The sequence below is a fragment of the Azospirillum melinis genome (assembly GCF_013340935.1).
Classification (GTDB): Bacteria; Pseudomonadota; Alphaproteobacteria; order Azospirillales; family Azospirillaceae; genus Azospirillum; species Azospirillum melinis.
Map to the genome: position 1 here is coordinate 44,091 of NZ_WHOS01000024.1, position 22,108 is coordinate 66,198.

At 67.0% G+C, this 22,108-nt stretch carries 17 protein-coding genes; 5 read left to right on the forward strand and 12 right to left on the reverse strand.

The window, feature by feature from the left end; translation table 11 throughout:
• Window positions 1-91: 91 nt before the first annotated feature.
• Window positions 92-1,657 carry an ATP-binding cassette domain-containing protein gene (locus tag GBZ48_RS18755; RefSeq protein ID WP_174472382.1) on the reverse strand — a complete coding sequence of 522 codons (1,566 nt, stop codon included), beginning with the start codon at window positions 1,655-1,657 and terminating at the stop codon, window positions 92-94.
• Complete coding sequence (locus tag GBZ48_RS18760) at window positions 1,654-2,808, reverse strand: hypothetical protein (protein WP_174472383.1); 1,155 nt, start codon at window positions 2,806-2,808, stop codon at window positions 1,654-1,656. The genes GBZ48_RS18755 and GBZ48_RS18760 overlap by 4 nt, the downstream gene beginning before the upstream one ends.
• A gap of 155 nt (window positions 2,809-2,963) precedes the next feature.
• On the opposite strand from GBZ48_RS18760, the gene GBZ48_RS18765 reads away from it, so the two are divergent.
• The gene (locus GBZ48_RS18765; RefSeq protein ID WP_049976149.1) at window positions 2,964-3,368 is read left to right on the forward strand and encodes a DUF6524 family protein; all 405 of its coding nucleotides are present in this window, start codon (window positions 2,964-2,966) and stop codon (window positions 3,366-3,368) included.
• Between the two features lie 24 nt (window positions 3,369-3,392).
• Window positions 3,393-3,797, forward strand: coding sequence for a DUF6524 family protein (locus GBZ48_RS18770; protein ID WP_174472384.1), 405 nt, complete (start codon window positions 3,393-3,395; stop codon window positions 3,795-3,797).
• On the opposite strand, the gene GBZ48_RS18775 is transcribed toward GBZ48_RS18770, so the two are convergent.
• Complete coding sequence (locus GBZ48_RS18775; protein ID WP_174472385.1) at window positions 3,748-4,485, reverse strand: hypothetical protein; 738 nt, start codon at window positions 4,483-4,485, stop codon at window positions 3,748-3,750. The genes GBZ48_RS18770 and GBZ48_RS18775 overlap by 50 nt on opposite strands.
• A 51-nt stretch (window positions 4,486-4,536) precedes the next feature.
• Complete coding sequence (locus tag GBZ48_RS18780; RefSeq protein ID WP_246307289.1) at window positions 4,537-4,995, reverse strand: hypothetical protein; 459 nt, start codon at window positions 4,993-4,995, stop codon at window positions 4,537-4,539.
• Between the two features lie 568 nt (window positions 4,996-5,563).
• Between GBZ48_RS18780 and GBZ48_RS18785 the strand changes: the two genes are divergently transcribed.
• The gene (locus tag GBZ48_RS18785; protein ID WP_343049594.1) at window positions 5,564-8,896 is read left to right on the forward strand and encodes an ABC transporter substrate-binding protein; all 3,333 of its coding nucleotides are present in this window, start codon (window positions 5,564-5,566) and stop codon (window positions 8,894-8,896) included.
• Between the two features lie 17 nt (window positions 8,897-8,913).
• Here GBZ48_RS18785 and GBZ48_RS18790 read toward each other — a convergent pair whose 3' ends face one another.
• The 8 genes from GBZ48_RS18790 to GBZ48_RS18825 all read right to left on the reverse strand — a co-directional run bounded on the left by GBZ48_RS18790 (window position 8,914) and on the right by GBZ48_RS18825 (window position 18,935).
• Complete coding sequence (locus GBZ48_RS18790; protein ID WP_174472386.1) at window positions 8,914-9,582, reverse strand: GNAT family N-acetyltransferase; 669 nt, start codon at window positions 9,580-9,582, stop codon at window positions 8,914-8,916.
• 44 nt (window positions 9,583-9,626) lie between these two features.
• A complete protein-coding gene (locus tag GBZ48_RS18795) occupies window positions 9,627-12,059 on the reverse strand; it encodes an MFS transporter (RefSeq protein WP_343049595.1) in 2,433 nt (810 codons plus the stop codon).
• A 32-nt stretch (window positions 12,060-12,091) separates the two neighbouring features.
• Window positions 12,092-13,207, reverse strand: coding sequence for an ABC transporter substrate binding protein (locus GBZ48_RS18800; RefSeq protein WP_246307291.1), 1,116 nt, complete (start codon window positions 13,205-13,207; stop codon window positions 12,092-12,094).
• A gap of 59 nt (window positions 13,208-13,266) precedes the next feature.
• Entirely contained in the window at window positions 13,267-14,454 is a 1,188-nt protein-coding gene (alr, locus tag GBZ48_RS18805) for an alanine racemase (RefSeq protein ID WP_174472389.1), read from the reverse strand.
• Window positions 14,455-14,559: 105 nt separating this feature from the next.
• Window positions 14,560-15,045: a hypothetical protein gene (locus GBZ48_RS18810; RefSeq protein ID WP_246307292.1), complete on the reverse strand. Its 486-nt coding sequence runs from the start codon at window positions 15,043-15,045 to the stop codon at window positions 14,560-14,562.
• Window positions 15,046-15,088: 43 nt separating this feature from the next.
• Window positions 15,089-16,177: a tetratricopeptide repeat protein gene (locus GBZ48_RS18815; RefSeq protein ID WP_174472391.1), complete on the reverse strand. Its 1,089-nt coding sequence runs from the start codon at window positions 16,175-16,177 to the stop codon at window positions 15,089-15,091.
• Between the two features lie 75 nt (window positions 16,178-16,252).
• Window positions 16,253-17,839, reverse strand: coding sequence for a peptide ABC transporter substrate-binding protein (locus tag GBZ48_RS18820; protein WP_211105807.1), 1,587 nt, complete (start codon window positions 17,837-17,839; stop codon window positions 16,253-16,255).
• Window positions 17,840-17,987: 148 nt separating this feature from the next.
• Entirely contained in the window at window positions 17,988-18,935 is a 948-nt protein-coding gene (locus GBZ48_RS18825) for a mitofilin family membrane protein (RefSeq protein ID WP_174472393.1), read from the reverse strand.
• Window positions 18,936-19,607: 672 nt separating this feature from the next.
• Between GBZ48_RS18825 and GBZ48_RS18830 the strand changes: the two genes are divergently transcribed.
• On the forward strand, window positions 19,608-21,380 hold the full coding sequence (locus GBZ48_RS18830) for an efflux RND transporter periplasmic adaptor subunit (RefSeq protein ID WP_246307293.1): 1,773 nt from the start codon (window positions 19,608-19,610) through the stop codon (window positions 21,378-21,380).
• A gap of 91 nt (window positions 21,381-21,471) precedes the next feature.
• Window positions 21,472-22,086, forward strand: a complete 615-nt coding sequence (locus tag GBZ48_RS18835) for a hypothetical protein (RefSeq protein WP_174472395.1) — start codon at window positions 21,472-21,474, stop codon at window positions 22,084-22,086.
• The last annotated feature ends 22 nt before the right edge of the window (window positions 22,087-22,108 follow it).

The window sequence follows — 22,108 nt, forward strand, 5'->3', positions numbered from 1 at the left end:
ATCCGCTTCCCCGTTTCACGGCGTCCATTCGCCGCAATGTTACCCCAAAAGAGTTCCCGCGCTATTGGGAAATATCCGAAGAGGATGTGTGTCAGAGTGTCAGAATTGAAATGACGGCGTGGACCAGCAAGGTCAGGGTCACCCCAACAATGATCGAACGCGCAATCGCTGCGTTTATTTCAAGAACCGATTCTTTCTTTCCACAGCCGATAACAATCGCCGCGCCGCCGGCAAGCAGTGAACTGAGCGCCACCTTCAAAAGAACCCAGACCATGCTGAAGGCGGGATGCAGGCCGTCGGGCAGCAGCTTGCGGAAGAAATGGCTGCGCCACAGCTCGAAGCTCTGCATCGGAAACTGGATGTGCCAGGTCTGCATCGACGCCCAGCTCGCCATTCCCAGCGAGACGACCAGCAGGATCAGCGATCCCACCACCATGTTGATGAGGATGGCCGAAAAGATGTAGCCGCGCGCGGTGATGCGCAGGTTCTGCATGGCGCTGAACTGCGACGACAGGACGCGGTTTCCGATGTCTGCGGCGATGATGGCGTTGTTGCGCGCCACGAACAGGATGCTGCTGATCAGCGGAACCGCCACGGTGCCCTGGACCAGCCCCAGCCCGACCAGCGTCTCGTCGTGCAGAAGGGATTTCAGGTAGCCGCCGAAGGAGTTGTAGTGGAAGCCGAACCACATCGACACGAAGCCCATAATCAGGGCGCCGGCCCCCATATAGATCAGCATGAGCGGCGAGACGCACAGCTCCCAGAAATATTCGGCGAGATAGCGCAGGAACCAGTGGAAGCGGGAGCGGTGTCCGACTTCCTTCCTCCAGTCGCGCCCCTTGCCGGCGCTCCGCAGAATTCCGGCTTCGGCCAAGCCCGTTTCGGCCAGGCCGGTTTCTGTAAGCCCGGCCGGCTGGCTGGCGGGTGGGACGCTGTCGTCCAAGGCCAGCAGGGCAGCCTCGATGGCATCGGCGTCGCGCGGCACCTCGACCAGCCGGTGGTTGCGCGTATCGAACAGCAGCACGCGGTCGGCCACCGGAAGCAGATCCTTGACGTGGTGGGCGACCACCAGCGCCGGCTTGTTCATCGACCGGCACAGGTCGCGGATCAACTCGCCCAGCCGCCGGGCCATCGCGACGTCCAGGCCAGAGTTCGGCTCGTCGAACAGCAGGACCGGCCGGTCGGCCAGCAGGGTGCGGGCGATGGCGAGGCGCTGGCGCTGCCCGCCGCTGCAGGAGCTGACGGTCTGGGTCGGCTCGATGCCGTCCAGCAGGGCGGTGGCGCCGTCGATCAGCACGGCATCCGGCGGGTGCGCCGCATGGTCGGCGGCGATGCGCAGATTCTCGACGGCGCTCAGATCGTTGAACAGCGCATGGTCCTGGAAGACGATGCCGCCGACCGGACTGCGCTCCGTCGCCAGATCCATCGGCTGTCCGCCGCAATGCAGGCGTCCCGACACCCGCCATTCCCCGGGGCCGTTCTCCAGAAGACCGCCGAGCAGCTTGACGATGGTGGATTTGCCGGAACCGCTCGGCCCGACCAGCAGCACGACCTCCGCCCGGTCGATGGCGAAGCTGGTGTGCCGCAGGAGCGGCTGGCCGTTCGGCCGGTCAATGGTCAACCCATCGATGACGAGGGCATGGGATGTCTGGGTCATTGCGGCACGGCATGCAGGAGGATGCGGGGCGAGTAGCGGTCGAGCGTGAGGATGTCCTCGCGCTGGCGGGCGCTCATCATGACGATGAGCGGACCGCCGCGGCCGGTCAGGAAGCCCTGGAAGGTGTGGGCGGCAAGCGCGTTGAGATCGGCGCCGGCCTGGACGCCGAACAGCAGGTCGGGGGCGAGCCGGGCCAGATCGCCGGCCGGGCCGGAAACCGGCTTCAGATAGGCGCCCAGCCGGGGATCGTTCACCATCCGGCCGGCGACGTCGCGCAGGCGCTGCTGACGGGCCAGCGCATCGACGACATTGCCGGCGAAGGTCTTCAGGAAGGCCTTCGCCTGCCAGCTGTCGGCAAGCTGCCGTGCCGCGCGGTTGACCAGCCCGGCCTCCCGCGCTTCGCGCAGGATGGCGTCGATGGCCTGATCGACGGGGGCGAGATCCCAGGACTGGCTGCGGAACGGATCGAGCGCCATGCCGACATTGGCGCCGATCAGGTTCCACACCAGCGGCTCGACCTGCTTCATCGCGATGGCCTTCAGGTCGCGGCCGACGGTGTCGTGCAGCATCGGTTCAGCGCTGCGCAGGAACTCCTCGTAGGTGGCGCGGGTCGACGGGGCCCGCCAGGCCTCCTCGATCGCCATCCGGCCGATCTCCTGCAAGGCGTCGCGGTATTCGCCGGTGAATTCCGGCGATTCGAGGATGCCGTCCATGGCGGTGCGCAGCCCGCGCCCCACCTCCTCGATGCCGCGCCACAGCCGGGCCCGCTCCTCGTCGGTGGCGAGCAGCCAGAGGACGCGGAACTCGGTGTTGAACATCAGAGCCTCGCTGCCGTGGATCAGCCGCGGGTCGGACGGATCGAACAGCGTGATATCCACCCGTCCGTCCGGCCGCAGCAGGCCGGTGCCGCTGCGCATGGTCGCGTGGTCGGGCTGCATCAGGAAGACCGGCACCGGAATGGGCGCCGCGGCGGGCGCAGCAGCGGCCGCCGCCGGCGTTCCGTCCATCGGGGTGGCCAACTGATAGCTGACGGTGGCGGCGGCATGGCGGGTCGGCAGCGTCGTCCAGCCCGCCGACAGGAAGAGGGCGCCGAGTGCCAGGCTTGCGGCGATGGCGGCGGGCTTGCCGAAAAGGGCGTTCACGGGCGTCATGTCAGCCGATCCATCGCGATGCGTCATTCCGGCACAGGGAGGGGGATGGGGAAACGGTGCGGCAATTGCGGGATCTTCCCGACATTGACCGGGCAATTGGGGCGGCGTACGGTTTCCGGACGGGAAAAACCGAAAATTTGTGCAGAGCCGCCGCCATGATGACGACAGCGGGTTTCATCGTCCGGATCATCTTCGCGGTCCTGCTGGTCTTCGGCATCTACAATCCGTCCGGCTATTCCTATTACGACTGGCTCGTCGGCGATCAGGGGCACTGGACGGTCAAGCTGTTCGGCGCGTCGGTGTTGGCTTTCCTGCTTTTCATCCATGCGCAGGCCACGTGGCGTTCGATGAAGCTGATCGGCATTCTGCTGGTGCTTTCGGTCGTGTCGTCGTTCGGCTGGGTCCTGTGGGATTTCGGCGTGATCGATCTGGCCGATCCCACCACCCGTTCGCTTGGCCTTCTGAGCACCGTCGCCATCGTGCTGGGGGCCGGGCAATCCTGGTCGCTCGTGCGCTATCGCCTGAGCGGTCAGGTCGATTCCCAGAACCTGATCGCCTGATCGCCTGACCGGCCGGACGTCACCATGAAGAGCTTCGGCTATCTGATCCGCACCGTAACCTGCTTCCTCCTGCTGTTCGCCACCTGGAACCCGTCCGGCTATTCCTATGCCGCCTGGCTCGGAACCGACGACGGCAGCCGTCTGTCGGTGAAGATCGCCGTCGGCCTGCTGCTCCTCGCCCTCTATGCCGCCTATCTGCGGATCGCCTGGGTCGCGCTGCGCCTGCCGGGGATTCTTACCGCGGTGACGATCCTCTACAGCGGCTACCTGTCGCTGCGGCACCTCGGCGTGCTCGATGCCGACGCTCCGTTGTGGAGCAGCTATCTGGCGCTGGTGTTGGCGGGGCTGGTGCTGGCGTCCGGTGTGTGCTGGTCGCATTTCAAACGCCGAATTTCCGGCCAGTCGCACGTCCTGACCCCTCCGCCCTGACCCGTTTCCGCCGGCTGTTGTCGCTGCCGCTGCTGACCGGTGCGCCCAGCGGCAGCATCGATTTGGGCGCGCGGAAATGGCGCTGCTTCTGGAACAGGCCCAGCGTGTTGTAGCGGTACTCCTGCATGACCAGCACCGCGACCGCCAAAGCCCAGAAATTCAGGCGGTTGAGCAGCCAGAGGCCGAGAAGCATGGCGTAGAGCGTCGCGACCGACGCCAGCGCCGCCAGCGTCAGGTCCATCGCCAGGGTCAGCAGGGCCACGCGCCAATAGGTCCGGTAGAAGCCCCAGGCTCCCCGTCCGGCCAGCAAGGCAAAGGCGAAACCGACGACCAGGGTCAGGTTGAGGCGGTCGTCCCGCTCCGCCAGCCACGCCGCCAGCCGGTCCGGAGCCTCGGCCAGCGTGTCGACGACCAGGGCCTCGAACGCCGGAGGATCGAGATCCCAGGGGCCGCCGACGCCGAACAGCAGATCGGCATTCAGGCCGCCGCCCGGAAGCGGCGTGGTCAGGATGAAGCAGATGCCGATCAGGAACCCGCACAGTTCGACGATGCCGGCGCGGCCGGCGCCGTACGCATGCCAGTGCCGTGCGGTGTCGAACAGCGCCCGGTAGACGATCAGCGGTGCCGCGATCAGAAGTGTCCCGATAAGGATGACGGTTCCCGACGCGAACAGCTCTAGGATATCCATGGGCGTCGCTCCCCGTCGCGGGCCTCAGCCTTGCAGGTGTCAGGGCAGGTATCAGGTTTCGATCTTGCGATACCAGCGCTTGGTCGGGATCAGCCCGGCCCGCTTCGGCTGCCATCCGTTGTCGGTCATGATGCGCTTGATGTGGCGCCGCGCCTCTTCCTCGCTGATGCTGTCGTTGGAGAAATCGCGCAGGATCGATGCGGTCTGGTTGAACTGCTTCTTGCCGATCTTTCCCTTCTTCCCGGCGTGCTTGTCCAGCACCTGCCGGATCCGACGATCTGTTTCGCTTTCGAAAACAAGATCGTAATCGTCGGCAACACAACGCATGACACCGCGTGCTTCCTCCAGCGTCAGGCCGCAACGGACGACCCCGTCCTCCAGGATCCGCCGCTCGGTGTCGCGCTCGATATATTTGCTTGAAATCCCATTCAGCTTGACCAGATCGGCGAATTTACGGCGGCAATCCTCGACTGCTTCGGTCATTTGAAATCCAACCCATTGCGTTGCCAAGTCTACATCGCACCCTGCGAACGAATAGAGCGTCCGCCTGTCCCCACGGTCTCATCCGGCCTTCCCGCCATGCGCAGAGAGCGCAACGGGCGGAAATTTTTGCGTACCTCTTCAGGAAAGCGCGTGCAACATAGTCTCACCGTCTGATTCTTTCCACAATAGACACGCTATATCCATCGGGAACGCTCCTATTGGTTTCAACAACCCCTTCTCTGGAAAAAGGCTGGTTTATGTTATCCCTGCCAATAACAAATTACCGAATCGATGAAATGTTTAGATTCCAGACTTTTTGATTTGTTTCAAAGAAAGGTTGCGCTATTCATTAAGACTCTATCACTTAAAGGTGAGGAAACCAGGATAACCGGAGATTTCCCGGACTTCACCGCGCGCTCCGCGCGTAAGGCTTGATCCTCGCCGGGCCGTCGGGCCTACTGGATCTGCGTTCTTCGCCGTTGCCCGGCGCTTGGCCGCCGCCTTCCCGCCGATGTGGAGTCCTGGGGTTGTCCTACTGATGCGCTTGATCGCCATTCTCCTGTTTTTGGCGGCATTGCTGGCCGGAGGATTGGCGGTGCCATCGCTGACGTCGCGATCCGCGATTCGGGAAAGTGCCGGCACGGTCCGCATCGCCTATGCCGGAAACCTGTCGGAAGGCGGCCAGGACATCGTCAGGGCGCTCGGGCTTCTGGCGGACGGCATCAACGCCGCCGGTGGAATCGACGGGTTGCAGCTTCAGTTCGTGCCGTTCGACGATCACGGCGTTTCCCCCAGCGCCCGCAAGGCCGCGGCGGAGATCGTGGAGGACGACAGCATCCTGGCGGTGATCGGCCACGACAGCTCCGCCACGTCCCTTGCGGCCGCGCCGATCTATGCCGCCGCCGGAATTCCCGCCCTGTCACCGATGGCAAGCGAGACCAGCCTGACGCGGAACAATGCCTGGTATTTCCGCATCGGGCATTCGGACGAGCGGGAGGCCGCCTTTATGGCCGATTACGTCCGGCTGGGACTGCTTGCCGATTCGGTGGCGCTGCTGCGCACGCCGCAGACGGTCACGGAGCGGCTCGCGGTTCCCCTGCGTGATGTCATGCCGCAGCGTGGTGTCGGGTTGCGGCTGGATGCTGCGATCAATCCGGCGGCGAGCGGCTTCGCCCGCGACATCGCCGATTTCGTCGGCACTCTGCGCGGGCTGCCTCCCGAGACCGTCGTCGTCCTTCTGGCGACGGAGGAGCCGGCAGTCATGCTGATCCAGGCGCTGCGCGATGCGGGTGTGACCAATCGTATTCTCGGCCCCAACTGGCTGGGAACGCCATCCTTCGGCAAGCAGCTGTCACGGCTGCCGCGCGAATCGTCCCATCCCGGCCTCTACACGGGCAAGCTCTTCGTCATCAGCTCCTTCCTGCCGGACATCGCCAACCAGCAGGCGAACCGCCTGCTCGCGGCTTACGATGCGCGGTTCGGGCCGCTCGGCAACTGGGCGGCGCTCTACGCCTACGACGCCGGGCAGCTTCTGATCGCCGCTGTGCGACGGGCGGGGCTGGCGGGCAGCTGGAGCACGCGCGCGTCGGCGCGGCGCATGGTGCGCGACCAGCTCGCCGCCATCCGCTCGGTGCTGCATGCCGTGCCCGGCGTCACCGGACCGCTGTATTTCGGCGAGGACGGAACGCCGGAACGGGCGCTCGGCATCGGCCAGTTCACCACCGGCGCCGGGCCGGAGGACGGGCTGACCACCGCGCTGACCCAGCTGCGCTATGTGGCCGATGCGGATGGCAGCGGCGGAAACGGCAACCGCGGCACGATGAGGCCGCTGTCGGTGGTTCATGTCGGCATGTCGGTCAGCCGCATCTCCGACATCGATCCCGTCAACCGTTCGGCGCGGATCGAGTTCGACCTGTGGTTCCGCTACCGCAACGTTCCCGACAGCCCGCCTCCGGAATCGGTCACCGACATCCAGTTCCTCGACACCGTGGAGCCGGTGATGCTGGGCGTTCCCGTTGAACAGGCGCGCAATGGCGACGAGGATTACCGGCTCTACCATGTCACCGGCCGTTTCCTGATGGATGCGTGGCAGGACGCCCGTCCGCCGCTGGGCGGGCATCGGGTCGGCCTGCGGTTCCGCAGCAGAGACCTCAGCCACGACCGGATGATCTTCGCCGCCGACGAAGGCGACGGCTCCGCCCACCGCGACCTCGCGCGTGTGCTCGGCGGGCGCAAGGTGGCCGGGGCGGGCTGGGCGGTGACGGACGCGGTTCTGACCGCCGACATTCCGGCGGCGGTGCCCGGAGCGCAGATACGGCCGGAAGAGCGGCGCGCCGGGCGCGACGCCCCGACGGTCCGTTTCGAACTGTCGATCGAGCCGCAGGACCGCGGATTGCGCCGGCAGATCGGCGGACTTCCCGCCCTGATCGGGGTGTGGGGGGCCTGTCTGCTGCTGCTGGCCCTGCGCGGGGTCGAGGCATGGCAATCGGATCGCCGTTTTCCCCGCCTGTTCCTGCTCGCCGAGTCGGCGGCGACCGGGGTTGGCCTGCTTGCCGCCGAATCGGCGCTGATCGACGGCTTTGCGCGGATCGATGCCGAACGGGCGATGGCCGCCACCGTCACCGTCTTCGACGTGGCTTGGTGGCTGGTCCCGGCCCTGTTCATCAATCTGGCCCTGCACCGCTTCGCCTGGGATCCGCTGGAGGCATCCAGCGAGCGGGCGATCCCGCAGGTGGTCAAGAGCACTGTGTCGCTGCTGATCCTGATCCTGGCGGTCTTCGGCGTGATCGCGCAGGTCTTCCAGAAGGACCTGACCAGTCTGCTCGCCACCTCCGGCGTGCTGGCGATGATCATCGGCCTGTCGCTGCAGAGCAACCTGTCCAACATTTTCTCCGGCATGGTGCTCAATCTCGAACGGCCGTTCCGCCGTGGCGACTGGATCAAGGTGGGGGATGCGCCCATCGGTCAGGTGATCGACATCTCCTGGCGTTCGACCAAGATCCAGACCTTCAACAACACGGTGGTCAGCATTCCGAACGCGGTCGCGGCGGGGACGCGGATCGAGAACTGCTCGCACCCCAACAACCGCTTCATTGCCCAGATGCTGCTGCATGTGACGCTGGGCCACGATCCCGACCGGATCGTCAATCTGCTGACCGACGCGCTGCGGCTGGTGAAGAGCGTCGACGGCCGCAAGCATCTCGGCCTGGTCTGGGTGAAGTTCAACGGCATCGACGAATTCGGGATGCGCTTCCTGGTTTCGTTCGACCTGACCGACCGCTCCCTCCTGCAATCGCAGGAGCATGCGGTGCTGATCAGCATCCATTCCGTTTTCCGCCATGCCGGGGTGACGCTGGCGCAGCGCCACGCCAACATCCGGCTGGTGGAGGGGGGGACCGACGCGGCCGACGCCCATCCGGACGCGGCATCGCTGATCGCCGCCGCTCCCCTGTTCCAGCCGCTGGACGCGTCAGCCCGCGAGAGGCTGGCGGCCGGTGCCCGGCCGCAGCGTGTCGCCATCGGCACGCCGCTGTACCGCCAGGGGGATGCCGGCCGGTCGCTGTTCCTGGTGGCGGAAGGCATCGTGGCGCTCAGCACCACCGGCCTGGACGGCACGGAGATCGAGCTGTCCCGCCTTGGACCGGGCGCGCTGTTCGGGGAAGGCGCCCTGCTGGACGGGGCCGCGAGGACGAGTTCGGCGCGCACCTTGGGGCCGGCGCTGCTGTACGAGATCGACGAGACGGTGCTGGCACAGGCGCTGGACGGCCAACCGTCGCTGCGCGACCTGCTGGGCCGCATCGCATCCACCCGCTCGGCGGACGGGCACGGCAGTGGCCGTCCGGACGAGGACGACCGTCAGCGCGGGCAGGGGACCGGCATGCTCGCCCGGCTGCGCGATGCCTTCGGCTTCAGCGACGTCAACGCGTGACGATGTGACCGCCCGGCCTATCCGGACCGCTTCCGCGCCCTGATGCGGTCGACGAGGCTGCCGGGAACCGGGGGGGCGAAGCGGACGTGGCCGGGGATGGTATCCTGGGGCCAGCCGATCCATCCCCGCGCCATCAGGTCCATCTGACGCTGCACATCCATCAGCGCCACCATCTCCCCGCCGCCGGGAACCGCGCCGTCGCCCGGCGTGATGCGGAACAGGGTATGGCGCAGGTGGCCGTCGAATTTGGGAGCGGCCCAGACGATGGCGAAGCCGCAGGCCAGCATGCTGCGCAGGCTGGGCGGATTGTCGGCGCGCACGGTGACGAAGCCGTAGTCGTGCGGGGACTCGGGAAACAGCCGCCAGTCGACGGCTGCGACCATCCGCTGCTGCAACCGCTGTCCCCGGAAGGCGGGATCGACGATCACCGCGGTCCAGTGGACCACCGCATCCAGTTCCCCATCCACAAGCCCGAAAGGAAGGCCCATCGAGTCGGGCTGCCGGCCGGGAAACAGAAGCGAGAAGAAGCCGACCAGCCTGTCGCCGGCCAACGCCCCCACCGTCAGGCCGCGGGGGCCGAGCATCTCGGCGATCTGGTCGCCGCTGACCGGATACATGCGGTCGCCGATTGCCGCATCCTGCAACGCGGCGATGGCCGGCGCCCAGCTGCCGTCGAGAATCGCCAAGTGCAGCGGACTGCCCTGCGTTCGTGCCTGTACCGCCATCTCCCTCATGCCGTTTTGGCCGTGAACGGGCGCCGGCGCAGGGCCAGGACGGACAGTCCCAGATGCAGCAGCAGCGCCGCCGCCAGCCCCAGGCCGATCAGCGTCGCGCCAGCCCCGCCTGCGACGGCGGCGGCGCTGAACAGCATCGGGCCGATGACCTGACCGATCTTCCGGGCGTTCAGATGATAGGATTGCGGAACCGCGAGCCCATGGGTGCCCACGACAGGCAGCCGCTCGAGATAGCGCTGCTGCGCGGTCAGGCCGAAACTGTCGCTGAGGCCGAGAAGCAGGATCGCCAGGAACGCCCCGACCAGGCTTCCGGTCAGCGCGAAGGTCGTCAGTCCCGCCGCCATGATGAGGCCGGAGGCGAGGACCGGCAGGCCGGGGGCGAGGTTGCTCGACCGCATCCGGCGCGACAGCAGCGGACCGAGATAGACGATGCACAGACCATAGAGCAGGAAGGCCTGACCGACCGTGGAGGCCGGCTGTCCCAACCCGCTGGCGAACAGAGGGAAATAATAGATCAGGAACATGCTGCAGGCGGAGGTCGGAACCGACACCAGCAGCAGGAAGGCGAGGAAGGAGCCGTCGCTCCACACCCGCCGCGCCGGTGCCGTGTCGCCGTCCGGCTTCGCCACGGCGGGGGCGGCGGCAGCGATGGCGGCCGCTCCCGCCGGTTCGGGGGTCAGAAGCAGCAACTGCGCGATGCCCAGCGTCAGGACGACCGCGGCGATCAGGAAAACCGCGTGGGGGCCGATTGCGTCCGCCAGCAGGCTGCCGACGACCGCGCCGCAATTGACGCCGACATACATGCCGGAAAACAGGTCGGAATAGGCGCCCGTGGCCGGGTCGATCCGGCGGATGCGGTCGATCAGGCGGTACAGCCCCATCAGCGCCGTCATCGTTCCGGCACCCACCAGACCGCGCGCCACGATGAACAGGACCGGATCGCCGGTCACCCCGGAGATCAGGGCGCCCAGCACGGCGACTGCCAGACCGGCGGCGGTCATCGTCCGCCAGGGCAGCCGCGCGCTGATCCGTCCCGCCAGCAGGATCGCCAGCGCGCCGCACAGCATCTCCACCGACACCGGAATCGCCGCCGCCTGGGGCGGAGCCAGTGCGAACAGGCCGCGGTCGAAGGTCTGCATGATGACGGGAACGAAGGAGGCCGACAGGAACATGCCGAAATAGAGCATGAAGGTGAGGAAGCGGAGACCGGCCAGGGACCGGCCGGTCGCGGCGGCGGCATCGGCGCCCGCCACCGCTGCCTCTGTCTCGGTTACCGTCTCCACCGTCGGCCGCATCCGCCGGCTGACGAAGGCATGCAGTTCATAGATGAACATCAGCGAGATGATCAGGATCGTCACGTTGTTGGCGACGACCTCCAGCATGTTGCGCTGGATGAAGTCGCTGTCGATGACGATGCGCAGGGTCGGCGTCACGAAGTCCGCGTCGGTCGCCAGCGCCCGTCCCGTCACCAGATCCCCCTTGGCCGCCGGCTGGCCGGAGCCGAGCGAGCCCGACAGATCTGCCCCTTCCGGAACGGCCAGCGACATGCCCTTGAAGTGGGGAACGATGCCGATGATCTCGCGGAAATAATCGTCGATGCCCGAGAAGGAGCGGTAGGTCGCCCCGCGCCCGATGACGGAGCCGATGTCCGTCGCCACGATGTTCTCGACGATCCCGGTGGTGTTCTCCACGGTGCGCAGATAGGCGTCGCTGAAGGCGCCGTAGCCGGTCACGCCGACCGCGATCTGCACCAGTGCCGCGACGGCGAGCGCCGCGCGTCCGGAGCGCGGCCGACCGAGCCCGCCGCGTCCGCGGTCCGGCAGCAGGGCAAGGCCGCCCAGCAGGAGGATCGCGACCCCACCCAGCGCGCCGACGAGGATCAGCGTGTGGCGTTCGAAGGCGCGGACGTAATCGTCGATCACCGAATCGCTGGCCGCGATCATCAGGGTGCCGATCCAGCGCCCATCGCCGGGATCGCGGATCGCCAGATACAGTTCGTACGACCGGTTGTCGGTATCGTGATAGTTGAATGAGGTGTTGCGCTTGAATTCCTCAGCTGTCCGGCGCTGTTCATAGCCGGAAAGCCGGTCGCCGACGCGATCCTTGAAGCCGTAGGTGCCGATGGCGTAGGCGATCTGTCCGTTCGGCAATGCCACCGCGACCCCGTCCGCCTGCGGCAGATAGGTCCTCAGCTGGTTGAGCGCCCGCTCCATGCCGAAGAAATTGTCGATGGTCTTGCCGTATTTCACCGCATATTCGATGCTGGTGACCACCTTTCGGCCGGCGACGCTGAAGGTGGAGAAAAGCGCATCGCCGCAATCCCGCCGGAAGGTGCCGACATTGACGCCAGCGCTGAAGACCAGCGCCGCAACGATCAGCAGCACGGATGGCAGGAACGTCGCCAGGAAACGGCCGGTCTTGCGTTGCACGTGACGGTTCCTCTCGGCTGATGGCGGGCCGCTCAAGGCATGGCGCCGAGGCTGGTGTAGATGTTGTCGGCGGCCAGCAGCGCCGACATCGCCGGGCGGTAGCCCATCCGGTTCGCAACCGCCAGATTCCAGGCGATGGTCGGCGTGTCGAAATAGATCTGGCGCATCTCCGCCAACCTCTCGCCGTTGGCCAGCCGGGCGATCACCGAGGCGCCGAACTGGCCGATTCCGTCGAAATCGCTGCGGGCGACGCTCATCAGGGCGCCCTGCGCCACCTCCTCCGGTCCAAGCTGCGAGAAGGTGGGGATGCCGCGCTCCTGGAAGATGCGGACCAGGGGCGGAAAGCGCTCCAGGCTCCAGCGGCCGAAGGTGATGTACATGGCGTCGACCTGCCGGGAGAGGTCGCCCCAGGCCGCGGCGAGGTCGGCATAATAGCGTTCCTGATCGTCGGGCCCGGCGGGCGCCTGGACATGGCGCGCCACCAGTTCGAACCCCAGCTGTCCCGCCATCGCCTCGATGTCTGCGATGGAGGCGATGGCACGGCCGGCCGTGCTGTTCTCGTAGGCGATCCCCAGCCGGCGGAAGCTGAAGGTCTCGTGGAAGATGCGGATCTGGCGGTGATAGCGCTGGGGATCGACATGGGCCCAGACATGATTGCGACCGGATTGTTCCGCGGCGCCCACGATGCCGGCGGCAACCGCATTGGTCGTGGAGAACACCAGCGTCGGGACGGCGTGGCGGTCCAGCGCCAGCTTTCGCCCGGCGATGGTGCCCATGACGATCATCAGGTCGATGTCGCCGCCGCCCTCCAGCCGCGGGAGGATCGGTTCCGCCGACGCCTGATCCAGCCCGCCGTACCAGCCGTCGGCGACGAAGCGGATGCGCGGCCCCAGGTCGCGCGCCGACAGCCAGCGCCACAGTGCCTCGCTGTCGCTCTGGCCGGCGTCATAGGGCATCCGTGCCGCTCCGTTCAGCCAGGACAGGGCGTCCAGCCCCTTCACGATGCTGGCCAGGGTGCCCGCATAATTGCCATAGGGCATCGTCTCGGCATAGCCGATGCGCCAGTGCCGCCCGTCGGTCAGCTTCGGCAGCAATGCGTTGTCGGTCGCCCGGCCTGCGTGCGCGCCGCCCGGAAGAAGGGCGTTCAAGACCGCTGTGCCGGCGCCGGCGATCACTTGGCGCCGGTTCGGCATCCGTCCGCATCGGCTCATTCCACGCCCCCCACCTGTTCCCCAACCTCTCCGGCGAAGCGGCGCGCCACGCGCGGCCCAAGCATCAGAATGGCCGACGGGCGGATGCCGTTGGCCTTGCCGATGTCTTCCACCGTGATCGTCTCGATGCCCTGCGCCCCGACGAACACCGCCTCGTCGCCCAGCGCGGCGTCCGGGATGTCGGTGACGTCCGCCAGGACCTTGCCCATGAAGGCTTCACCGATCAGCGGAGCCCGCCGCCCACGGATCAGCACGGCGCTGTCGCGGAAGCGCAGCAGATAGGGAAGGTCGGCATAGCCCACCGGGATCATCGCGGCCCGTCCTCCGGTCCCGCCCCCGGCCGGCCCCCCACTTCGTCCATCGCTCCGTCGCCGGGCGGCCGGGCCGTATCCGATGTCATCGCCCGGCTCCAGCCGGCAGAGATGTGCGACGCGCGAAACCAGTTCCATCACCGGCCGGAACGGGAAGGGCGCGCCGCCGGCCTCGACCATGCGGATGCCGTAAAGCACGGCGCCCAGCCGGACCATATCGAATCGGGCGTCGGGGGCATTGAACAGGCCGGGGCTGGTGACGGCATGGACGAGCGGCGGCCTCGGCAAATCAGCCGGCAGCCGGTCGATCAGGGTGTGGAAGCCCGCGACCTCCCGCCCGATCTGGCCGGGGTCGTCCCGGTAGGGACCGATCATGTGGGTGAACAACCCTTCCACCCGCAGATTGGCGAGGCTGCGCAACGCGCGCAGGAGGGGGACCAGTGCGTCCCCGTCCGCGCCCAGCCCGGCGCAGCCGGACCGGGCTCTGACATGGATGTCCGCCGGGCGTCCGGCCCGGCGGGCCGCGGCTTGCAGCGCTTCGGCCGCTTCGACATCGCTGATTGTCGCCGTCAGGCCGAACCCGATCATCGGGGATGCCTCGTCGGGGCAAAGCGGGTTCATCACCAGAATCGGCGATGCGATCCCCGCCTGCCGCAGCTCGATTCCCTCATCCGGGCCGTCGACGGCGAAACCGTCGATGCCTGCACGTTCAAGCGCCCGGGACACGGCAAGGGCGCCATGACCATAGGCGTTGGCCTTGACCACGCCCAGGATGCGGGAGCCACGGTCCAGCATCGATCTGGCCATCGCGAGATTGGACGTCAGCCGGTCGATATGAAGGACGGCATGGCAGCCTGCGACATCAACGGTCATAACGACCGGCCCTTACCGTTGTTTTCGGTTGCTTGCATGGTCTCCGCTCTGAAAATCCGACCGGAACCCGCGGGTCCCGGACCATTCACCGGCAATTGGCCGCCATCAATGGGCTGCTGCCGGGATGACCGTGGCGTCGGCCGGGCCATGGGCTCCGGCCGGGTCGGGGCCGTGTCCCGTTCCATGGTCGGCGCCATGGCCTCCGCCATGCCCACCGCCATGGCCGCCTCCGAAGATCGAGGCGATGGGGCTGGAATGCCCGCCGCCATGATCCCCGCCATGGTCGTTGCTGACGCCGAGCAGGCCGTAAATCACCAGCAGCAGGACGCTGGTGCCGTGGCCGCCGCCATGGTCGTCATCGTGGCTTTCGCCATGACCCTTGCCCTTGCTGCGGTGGGCCGACGCATGCTTGACCTCGGCATGGACCGGCACCGCATGGCGGACCTGGCGGCCACCGTGCCCGCTGCCGCCATGCCCACCCGCCGCAACGGCCGGAGCCGCCGCGACCAGGATGACCATCGCCGCCGCCACCGCGGCGATGGCAGTGGAGATGGCAGCGGAAATGGTTGTGGAGTGTGCGTTCCGCCTCATGCTTCGGCCCCCCTCCGTCATACCGTCAACGTCCTGCCACCCGTCAGTTCATGCTGGCGGTGGCCGGCACGTTCTGGACGGTGCCGATCAGGTTTTCGGTGTAGACGACCTCCTTGGGCGCAAGCTTCAGCGCCTTGGCGGTCATCCGCTCCGCCTCCTCACGGCGTCCCTGGGCGCTCAGCACCTCGGCCCAGCTCGAATAGACGTCGGAGAAATTCTGATCGGCCCTGCTGGCCTCGTCGAACTTGGCATAGGCCTCGTCGATCCGGCCGGTCAGGGCCAGGGTGAAGCCCCATTCGCTCAGCGCCGCCGCCTTCACCGCCGGGCTCTGCGCCACGTTGGGGTGCTGCACCACCGCGGTGAAGTTCCGCACCGCCGAATCGTATTCGCCGAGCCGGGCATTGACGACGCCCAGGTTCAGGCGCGGAGACAGGAAGTTCGGGTCGAGATGCACCGCCTCCTCGAACTGGTGGATGGCGCCGTGGCGGTCGTTCTGCTGGTACAGAACCATGCCCCACAGATTGTGCAGCCAGGGGGCGTAGCGCGAATCGTGTCCTTCCAGCTCCCGGCGCAGGATTTCCAGGGTCGGGGTGAAATCGCGCGACAGCCGGTCGCGCTTGAACTGGTAGGCGGCCAGAATGTAGGGGTTCACCACGCGCATCGCCTCATAGGCGGCGCCGTGGATCAGGCCCTTCATGTCGTCGACCGAGCCGTTGCGCGAAATCCGCGTCTTGTTGTGGTGGCTGTCGTAGCTGCGCAGGATGAATTCGACCTGCTGGTCGTGGCGCACGATTTCCCCGGAGAAGGTGAAGGGGATCATGTGCGCCGATTCCTGCACCACGCGGATCAGCGGGGTGACGCCGAGATATTCACCCAGCACCGAAGTGGCGCTCTGGTCGGCATGCAGTTCGACCTGACGGGCTTCGGCCTTGGTGAAGGCCTGCCGCTCGATCTCCTGCATGTCGTCGGCCAGCTTGGTGATCACCACCGCCGGCGTCAGACCGGTTTCCTGGGAGATCGAATCGGGCACGTCGACATAGTCGAAATGGATGGTCTGGGTATCGGTGAACACGGCGAAGCCGAAGGCCATCGCCAGTGTCACCAGCGGAATGGTGAGAAGGCCGAAATCCATGTGTTTCCCCCTGTCGCTCTGCTTTCGCTGTGCCGTCTGTCTGCTGTCAGGCTGCCGTGGACGCCGTGGCGGCGATCACGAGGCGGCCTTCTCGGCGAAGGACAGGAAGCGGCTGGGATGGACGTCGCGCACGTTGTAGACCCAGCCCTTGATCTGCTGGCTGACCAGCGATTTGGTGGAGAAGTGATAGATCGGGATGACCGGGTCGTCGTCGATCATTGCCTTCTCGGCCTGGCCGAGCAGGGAGGAACGCTGGGCCGCATCCTCGCTGGCCGCCGCCTTGGCGAGCAGCTCGTCATACTTGCGGCTGCGGTATCCGGGATCGTTGCGCGGCGGCAGGGCGGTTGACAGCATCAGGTTGAGGAAGACGGTGGGGTCGGCGTAATCGCCGATCCAGGCGGCGCGGACGATCTGGAAATCGCGCCGCGCGCGGCGCTTGAGATAGTCGGTGCGTTCGACGCTGACCGGCTTGACCTGGATGCCCTTGCCGAAGGCGTCCTGCCACATGGAAATGATGGCGTCGGCGATGACGCGGTTGTTTTCCGACTGGTTGTAGAGGATCTCGACCGCCAGCGGCTGCATCGGGCTGAAGCCGGCGGCCGAGAACAGGCGGCGCGCCTCGCGCAGGCGGTTGTCCATCGGCTCGGCGATGAAGTCGGCGGTCTGGCGGCGATAGTTGGGGACGATGGGCGGCACCAGCCCGTAGGCCGGCGTCTCGCCGGCGCGCGTCACCTTGTCGACGATGTTCTCGCGGTTGACCGCCAGCGACAGCGCGCGGCGCAGGTCGCGGTTGCTCTTGAACGGCTCGACCGTGAGGTTGAAGGCGTAATAGTAGGTCGCCAGGAAGGGCCTGTTCCAGAACACCTTCGGTTCGGTCAGCGAAATCCACTTCACCCGGTCCTGCGGCACCTCGTAGGTGAGGTGGAGGGTGCCGGCCTTGAAGCGGTCGACCTCCTCGGCGGAGTCGTCGATGGGGAAGAAGTTGACCTTGTCGATGGCGACGCCGCCGCGGCCGTGGAAATTGGCGTTCCTGCCCAGGCCGATCTGCTGGCGGGCCCGCCATTCCTCAAGCACATAGGCGCCGTTGCTGACCATCTTGCCGGGATCGGTCCAGCGCTCGCGCTGGGACTCGACGGTGCCGCGATGCACGGGCAGGGCGCTGTTGTCGGCGGCGATCAGGTCGAGGAAATAGGGAGTGGCCGCCTCCAGCGCGATGGTCACGGTGCGCGGGTTCGGCGCCGCGACGCCCAGCGTGTCGGCCGGCTTGGTGCCGTCGATGACGGCGGCGGCGCCCTTGATGACGCGCATGTTGGAGGAGGGCTGGATGCCGTCCTTGGGCGTCAGGGCACGGCGCAGGCTGTAGACGAAATCCTCGGCCGTCACCGCGTCGCCATTGGACCAGCGGGCGTCGGCACGGAGCTGGAAGCTGTAGAGCTTGCCGTCCTCCGACACCTGCCAGCTTTCGGCGACGCCCGGCAGGATGCGGCCGTCGGGGCCATACACCACCAGCCCTTCGAACAGGTCGCGCAGGATGTTCGATTCGATGCGCCCGTCCGTGCGGTGCGGGTCCAGCGTCGACGGCTCGCCACCGTTGCCGCGGTTCAGCACCGTTGCCGCCTGCGCCGCCGTCCCGGCGAAAAGCGCAAGCCCGGCGGCAACCATCACCGCCGATACCTTTTTCTTTAGCTCTGTCACCGGTAGCCTCGCAATCTGGCGGTGGAAGCGGGAAATGATCGGTGTCCGGCCCACCGGTCCGGGGCCGCAGGCCGCCATGCGGCCGGGCGCGCATCCCGGCAGTGGGCCGACTTCCTTATTGGGTGCCGGCGGCGCTCCAACTGCGGATCCGGGTTTCCAGGACGGCGCCGGTCCGCTCCGCGGCCAGCCGGGCGCGGGCGTCGGCCAGCCAGGGTGCCGCGACCGGTGCGGCAACGCCGTCGAGCGAAGCCATGATGTCGATGGCCGCCGCGAGTTCGCCGGCTTCGAGCCGGGCCGCCGTGGCAGCCAGCAGCGCCGGGGTCCTGGTTTCGGTCGGTTGCGGAGCCGCCGGTTGTGGAGCCGCCCCTTGCTGAGCCGTCGTATCGGCTGCCTGCGGTGGCGAATCGGACGCCGATGCCAGGATGACCGTCGAGAGGCCGGTCATCCAGCCCCAGACGGTTTCGCGCAGTCCGCCTGCACCATCCTGCACCTCCGCCTGGAGAGCGGACGGCACGAGCAGCCCGAAGGACGCATAGAGCTGGGTCCGGGTCGGCACGCCCTTGGCCGCGTAGCCCGACACCGAATCGAGCGTCTTCGAGAGTTCGGGATCCGCCGCAGCGGAGAGGCGCATCAGGGCGAGATCGTCGACGAATGGATCGGACGTGCCGAGCGACTCCTTCAGCAGGCGTGCCGCGATCACCGATACCACGCGGCCGGTAACGGCCTGCTGGTCGATGCGCTTGCCGGTCGCCGCGACCGCCTGTTCCAGCGCCGTCAGCTTCTCCGGCATCGCCGTCAGCCCCGCGACGGTCCGCTCCAGCGTATCGAGCTTCAGCTGAGTGCGGCTCGGAGACAGCAAGGACGAGCGCAGGTCGTCGGAATAGAGAACGGTGCCGCACACCGCCGCCGCCGCCAGCAGGATGGTCAGGACGATGGGACCGTTGCTGCGGCTGGGCTGCACGATGGCGGGCGCGGTCTGAAGTCCGGGCGTGGCCGTTTCGGACGCCTGCCGGTCGATGCCGGATCGGCTGCCGGTTTCTTCGGTGGATTGGACGTCTTGCATACGGTCACGCTCCGCTCGGGTTTGGCATGGCTGCTACGGTCCGCAAGTCACTGTCGACGACCGATTTCCAAGCCGGCGACAGGGGCGGCGCCGACGGTGCCGGGCGGCATCGTCTTCCTGCGGCGTCGGCATGTGAAAAGGCGGTCCTTGATTCGAGTGTCCAGTAGTCCGCATATCTCATATCGGACAGGCTACCTCAATCAGGGTAAACGGAAAAGCGTTCACGGGAAATTTGCAGACTCCGGCGGTGTTGAAACTTTTCGTTCCGAATCAGAGTCTTATTGTTGTCTGTCGAAGAAATTTTCATCAAAGGATGTGGGGGATTATCACTGGCAATATGTTAGGTTGAATATGTAATCGGCAGTGATAACAAGGATTTTGGCGCCGGATTCCTTGGAAAGTTACGCCTCTTAACAGTCCTTGCGGATCGATCCTTGTTGGAAGATTTCGCAATCCTGCCGTTTATATTTCAGAACGGTGCATCCCAACATGGTCATTCATAATTCGTTAGGCTTCCTCGGGTCCAATGACGGCAGGCGAGGTTTGCGCGCCGGCCGGGGAAGCGGGTCCATATCCGGGACGGTCGTGCGTTCGCTGCTTTGCCGGCCGGATCGGGCATCATCGAACGCCGGAATCTACATGCCGAACGTGTTTGGAACGGTGGATCGCACCATGGCGGGCCAAGACCAGCCTCATGTCGTCGGCTCCGCAAGGCCGGCGAAGGGCCCCCGGCAGCGGGGCCGGCAGCTGCTCGATCAGCCGGTGGCGCTCGTGCGGAGCGCGGGGCTGTCCCGCGCGGTGTCCTCGGCGGTTTCCGCCGCAGTTCTTCTGGCATCGCTGTCCGCTGCACCCGCCGCGGCCTGGAGCCGTCACGGAACGGAAGCGGAGGATGAGGCTCCCGTCAGGGTGCGGCGCCCGCCTGCCGCACCGGCCGCCGCTTCGTCCGGGGGCTCATCCGCCGCCTCGTCCGCCGCCTTGTCCGCCGACGGGACTTGGCTGTCGGGCACCGGCCAATGGATCGGCTCGACCGCCTGCTCGGCGGCAAGCACGGTGGTGAACACGGCAACCGCACCGGTCGCGGCGGTCGGCAGCTATATTTCCAGCGGATCGAACGCCCTCGGCCAATTCAGCTGGGAAGTCGCCTATATGTTCGGGGTCAACCGCACCCCGGTCAGCCAAGTCCATGTCACGGACGCCGCGATGCCGGCGGCATCGGCGCAGGATTCTTCGGCACGGGAGGCCGGCCAGACCGCTTCCGCAGCGCCGTCAACCGTTCCGAACGCCGCGTCTCCGGCCGCTTCCATTGCTTCGCCGTCGTCCCAACCGGCGCCATCCGAACCGGCAACGCCGCCGGTGGCCGCCGTGGCCGAAGCGGTGGCTTCCGTGCCGCAACCGCGCGCGACGGATGCGAAGCTGCTGGCATCGCTGGCGATCGACAAGCCTCAGCGCAGGCCGGACGGCTCCTACTTCGTGCCGAAGCCGCTGCAACGGATGTTCGACATCCGCACGCACAGGGCCGACAGCGTGCGCACGCCGCTGACGGTCAAGCTGCCCGGCCGGATCGTGCCGGACCCGAACGCCCATGGCGATGTCGAGGCAAGCCTGCTCGGCCGCATCGAACCGCCGAAGACCGGCATGCCGGTCCTGGGGGAAACGGTGCGCAAGGGACAGATCCTCGGCTATGTCGCGCCGGCCATCGGCGTCGTCGATCGCAGCCAGGTCCGGCGCGAGGTGGCACGGCTGACCAACGAGATCCGGATCACCGCCGAAAGCGTGGAGATCCTGAAGCAGTTCTGGTTCGTGCCCTTCCGCGACGGCAAGGTGATGCAGGCGGAAGTCCGGCTGGAAGGTCTGCGCCGCGAGCGGGAGGCCCTGCTGCCGATGCTTCAGACCCAGGAGGTGCTGCGGGCGGCCATCGACGGCGTGGTCAGCGCGTCGACCGCCATCAACGGCCGCATCGTCCATCCCGGCGAAAAGATTTTCGAGATCGTCAACCCGCAGCGCCTGTGGATCGAAGCGGTCGCCGCCGACCCGGAGGTCGCCCGCGGCACTCAGCTGGTCCACAATGCCAGCGCGGTGACGCCGGAGGGCGACGCGCTCGACCTGACCTTCATCGGCAGCGGGCTGGCGTTGCAGCAGCAGTCGGTGCCCCTGATGTTCCGGATCGAGAACCCGATGGAGGGTCTTCGGGTCGGCCGTCCGGTGACCGTCACGGTCCGCAACGAATCGAAGATGCGCGAGGGCATTCCCATCGCCCGCGAGGCGGTGGTCAACGATTCGGGCGGGGCCGAACAGGTCTGGGAACTGGTCGAGCCTGAGGTCTTCATGCCGCACACGGTCAAGACCGAGATGATCGATGGCCGCAGCGTGCTGATCTCCGCGGGGTTGGAACCGGGCGCCCGGATCGTCACCCATGGTGCCCGGCTGCTGTCGCAGTTCCAGTAATGCCGCCTTTCCGCTTCCGCCCGGCAAGAACGATGCCCGGCTAAAACAACGCCCAGCCAAAACAATGAATGCAGATACAGTGGAGGACGCCATGGAGTTTCGCAGCAAGACGGCAGACTGGCTCCGTTGCGCCGCCGCCGGCGCGGCGTCCGCCGTGCTGGCGGTGTGTCTGGCAGCAGGGCTGACCGCCGGTTCCGCCGGCCGGGCGTTAGCCGACGAAGCCGGGCCGGCCGGGACTGCCGCGTCGCCACGCGTCGCGATGGTCATGGAACTGGCCCGGACGACGGTGAGGGGGGCTGCCGCGGAACCCGTCAGCGTCGTGGTGATCGCCAACCAGAAGCGGCTGTTCGCCTTCGTCGACCGCTATGACAGCAGCGAGGCTTTGAGCGGAGCCGAACTGCGGATCGACACCCCGCGGCAGACGCTGGAGCTGAGCGAGGTTTCTCCCGGCATCTACCGCTCCGAACCCTACCTGCCGGCGGCCAGCGTCACGCCGCTGACGGTGAGGATGGCGCTGGCCGGGGCGACCGCGACCGGGGCTGCCGACCTGCTGGTGCCGCGACTGGCGGACACCGTCCCCGGCGCCGCATCCGCCCACCGGCCGATCGTCTGGGCGGGGGTGGCGGTCGCCCTGATCGTGGCCCTCCTGTGGCTGTGGCAGCATCCGGTGGCCATCCGCCGCCGCTGGCCCGGCAAGGCAGCCTGATCCTTCGCCACCTCCAGCCTTC

Bases quoted from the DNA above. Each gene is read 5' to 3' on its own strand.
- GBZ48_RS18755 (WP_174472382.1), bottom strand. From the start codon at position 1,657: ATGACCCAGACATCCCATGCCCTCGTCATCGATGGGTTGACCATTGAC.
- GBZ48_RS18760 (WP_174472383.1), bottom strand. From the start codon at position 2,808: ATGACGCCCGTGAACGCCCTTTTCGGCAAGCCCGCCGCCATCGCCGCA.
- GBZ48_RS18765 (WP_049976149.1), top strand. From the start codon at position 2,964: ATGATGACGACAGCGGGTTTCATCGTCCGGATCATCTTCGCGGTCCTG.
- GBZ48_RS18770 (WP_174472384.1), top strand. From the start codon at position 3,393: ATGAAGAGCTTCGGCTATCTGATCCGCACCGTAACCTGCTTCCTCCTG.
- GBZ48_RS18775 (WP_174472385.1), bottom strand. From the start codon at position 4,485: ATGGATATCCTAGAGCTGTTCGCGTCGGGAACCGTCATCCTTATCGGG.
- alr (WP_174472389.1), bottom strand. From the start codon at position 14,454: ATGACCGTTGATGTCGCAGGCTGCCATGCCGTCCTTCATATCGACCGG.
- GBZ48_RS18810 (WP_246307292.1), bottom strand. From the start codon at position 15,045: ATGAGGCGGAACGCACACTCCACAACCATTTCCGCTGCCATCTCCACT.
- GBZ48_RS18815 (WP_174472391.1), bottom strand. From the start codon at position 16,177: ATGGATTTCGGCCTTCTCACCATTCCGCTGGTGACACTGGCGATGGCC.
- GBZ48_RS18820 (WP_211105807.1), bottom strand. From the start codon at position 17,839: ATGGTTGCCGCCGGGCTTGCGCTTTTCGCCGGGACGGCGGCGCAGGCG.
- GBZ48_RS18825 (WP_174472393.1), bottom strand. From the start codon at position 18,935: ATGCAAGACGTCCAATCCACCGAAGAAACCGGCAGCCGATCCGGCATC.
- GBZ48_RS18830 (WP_246307293.1), top strand. From the start codon at position 19,608: ATGGCGGGCCAAGACCAGCCTCATGTCGTCGGCTCCGCAAGGCCGGCG.
- GBZ48_RS18835 (WP_174472395.1), top strand. From the start codon at position 21,472: ATGGAGTTTCGCAGCAAGACGGCAGACTGGCTCCGTTGCGCCGCCGCC.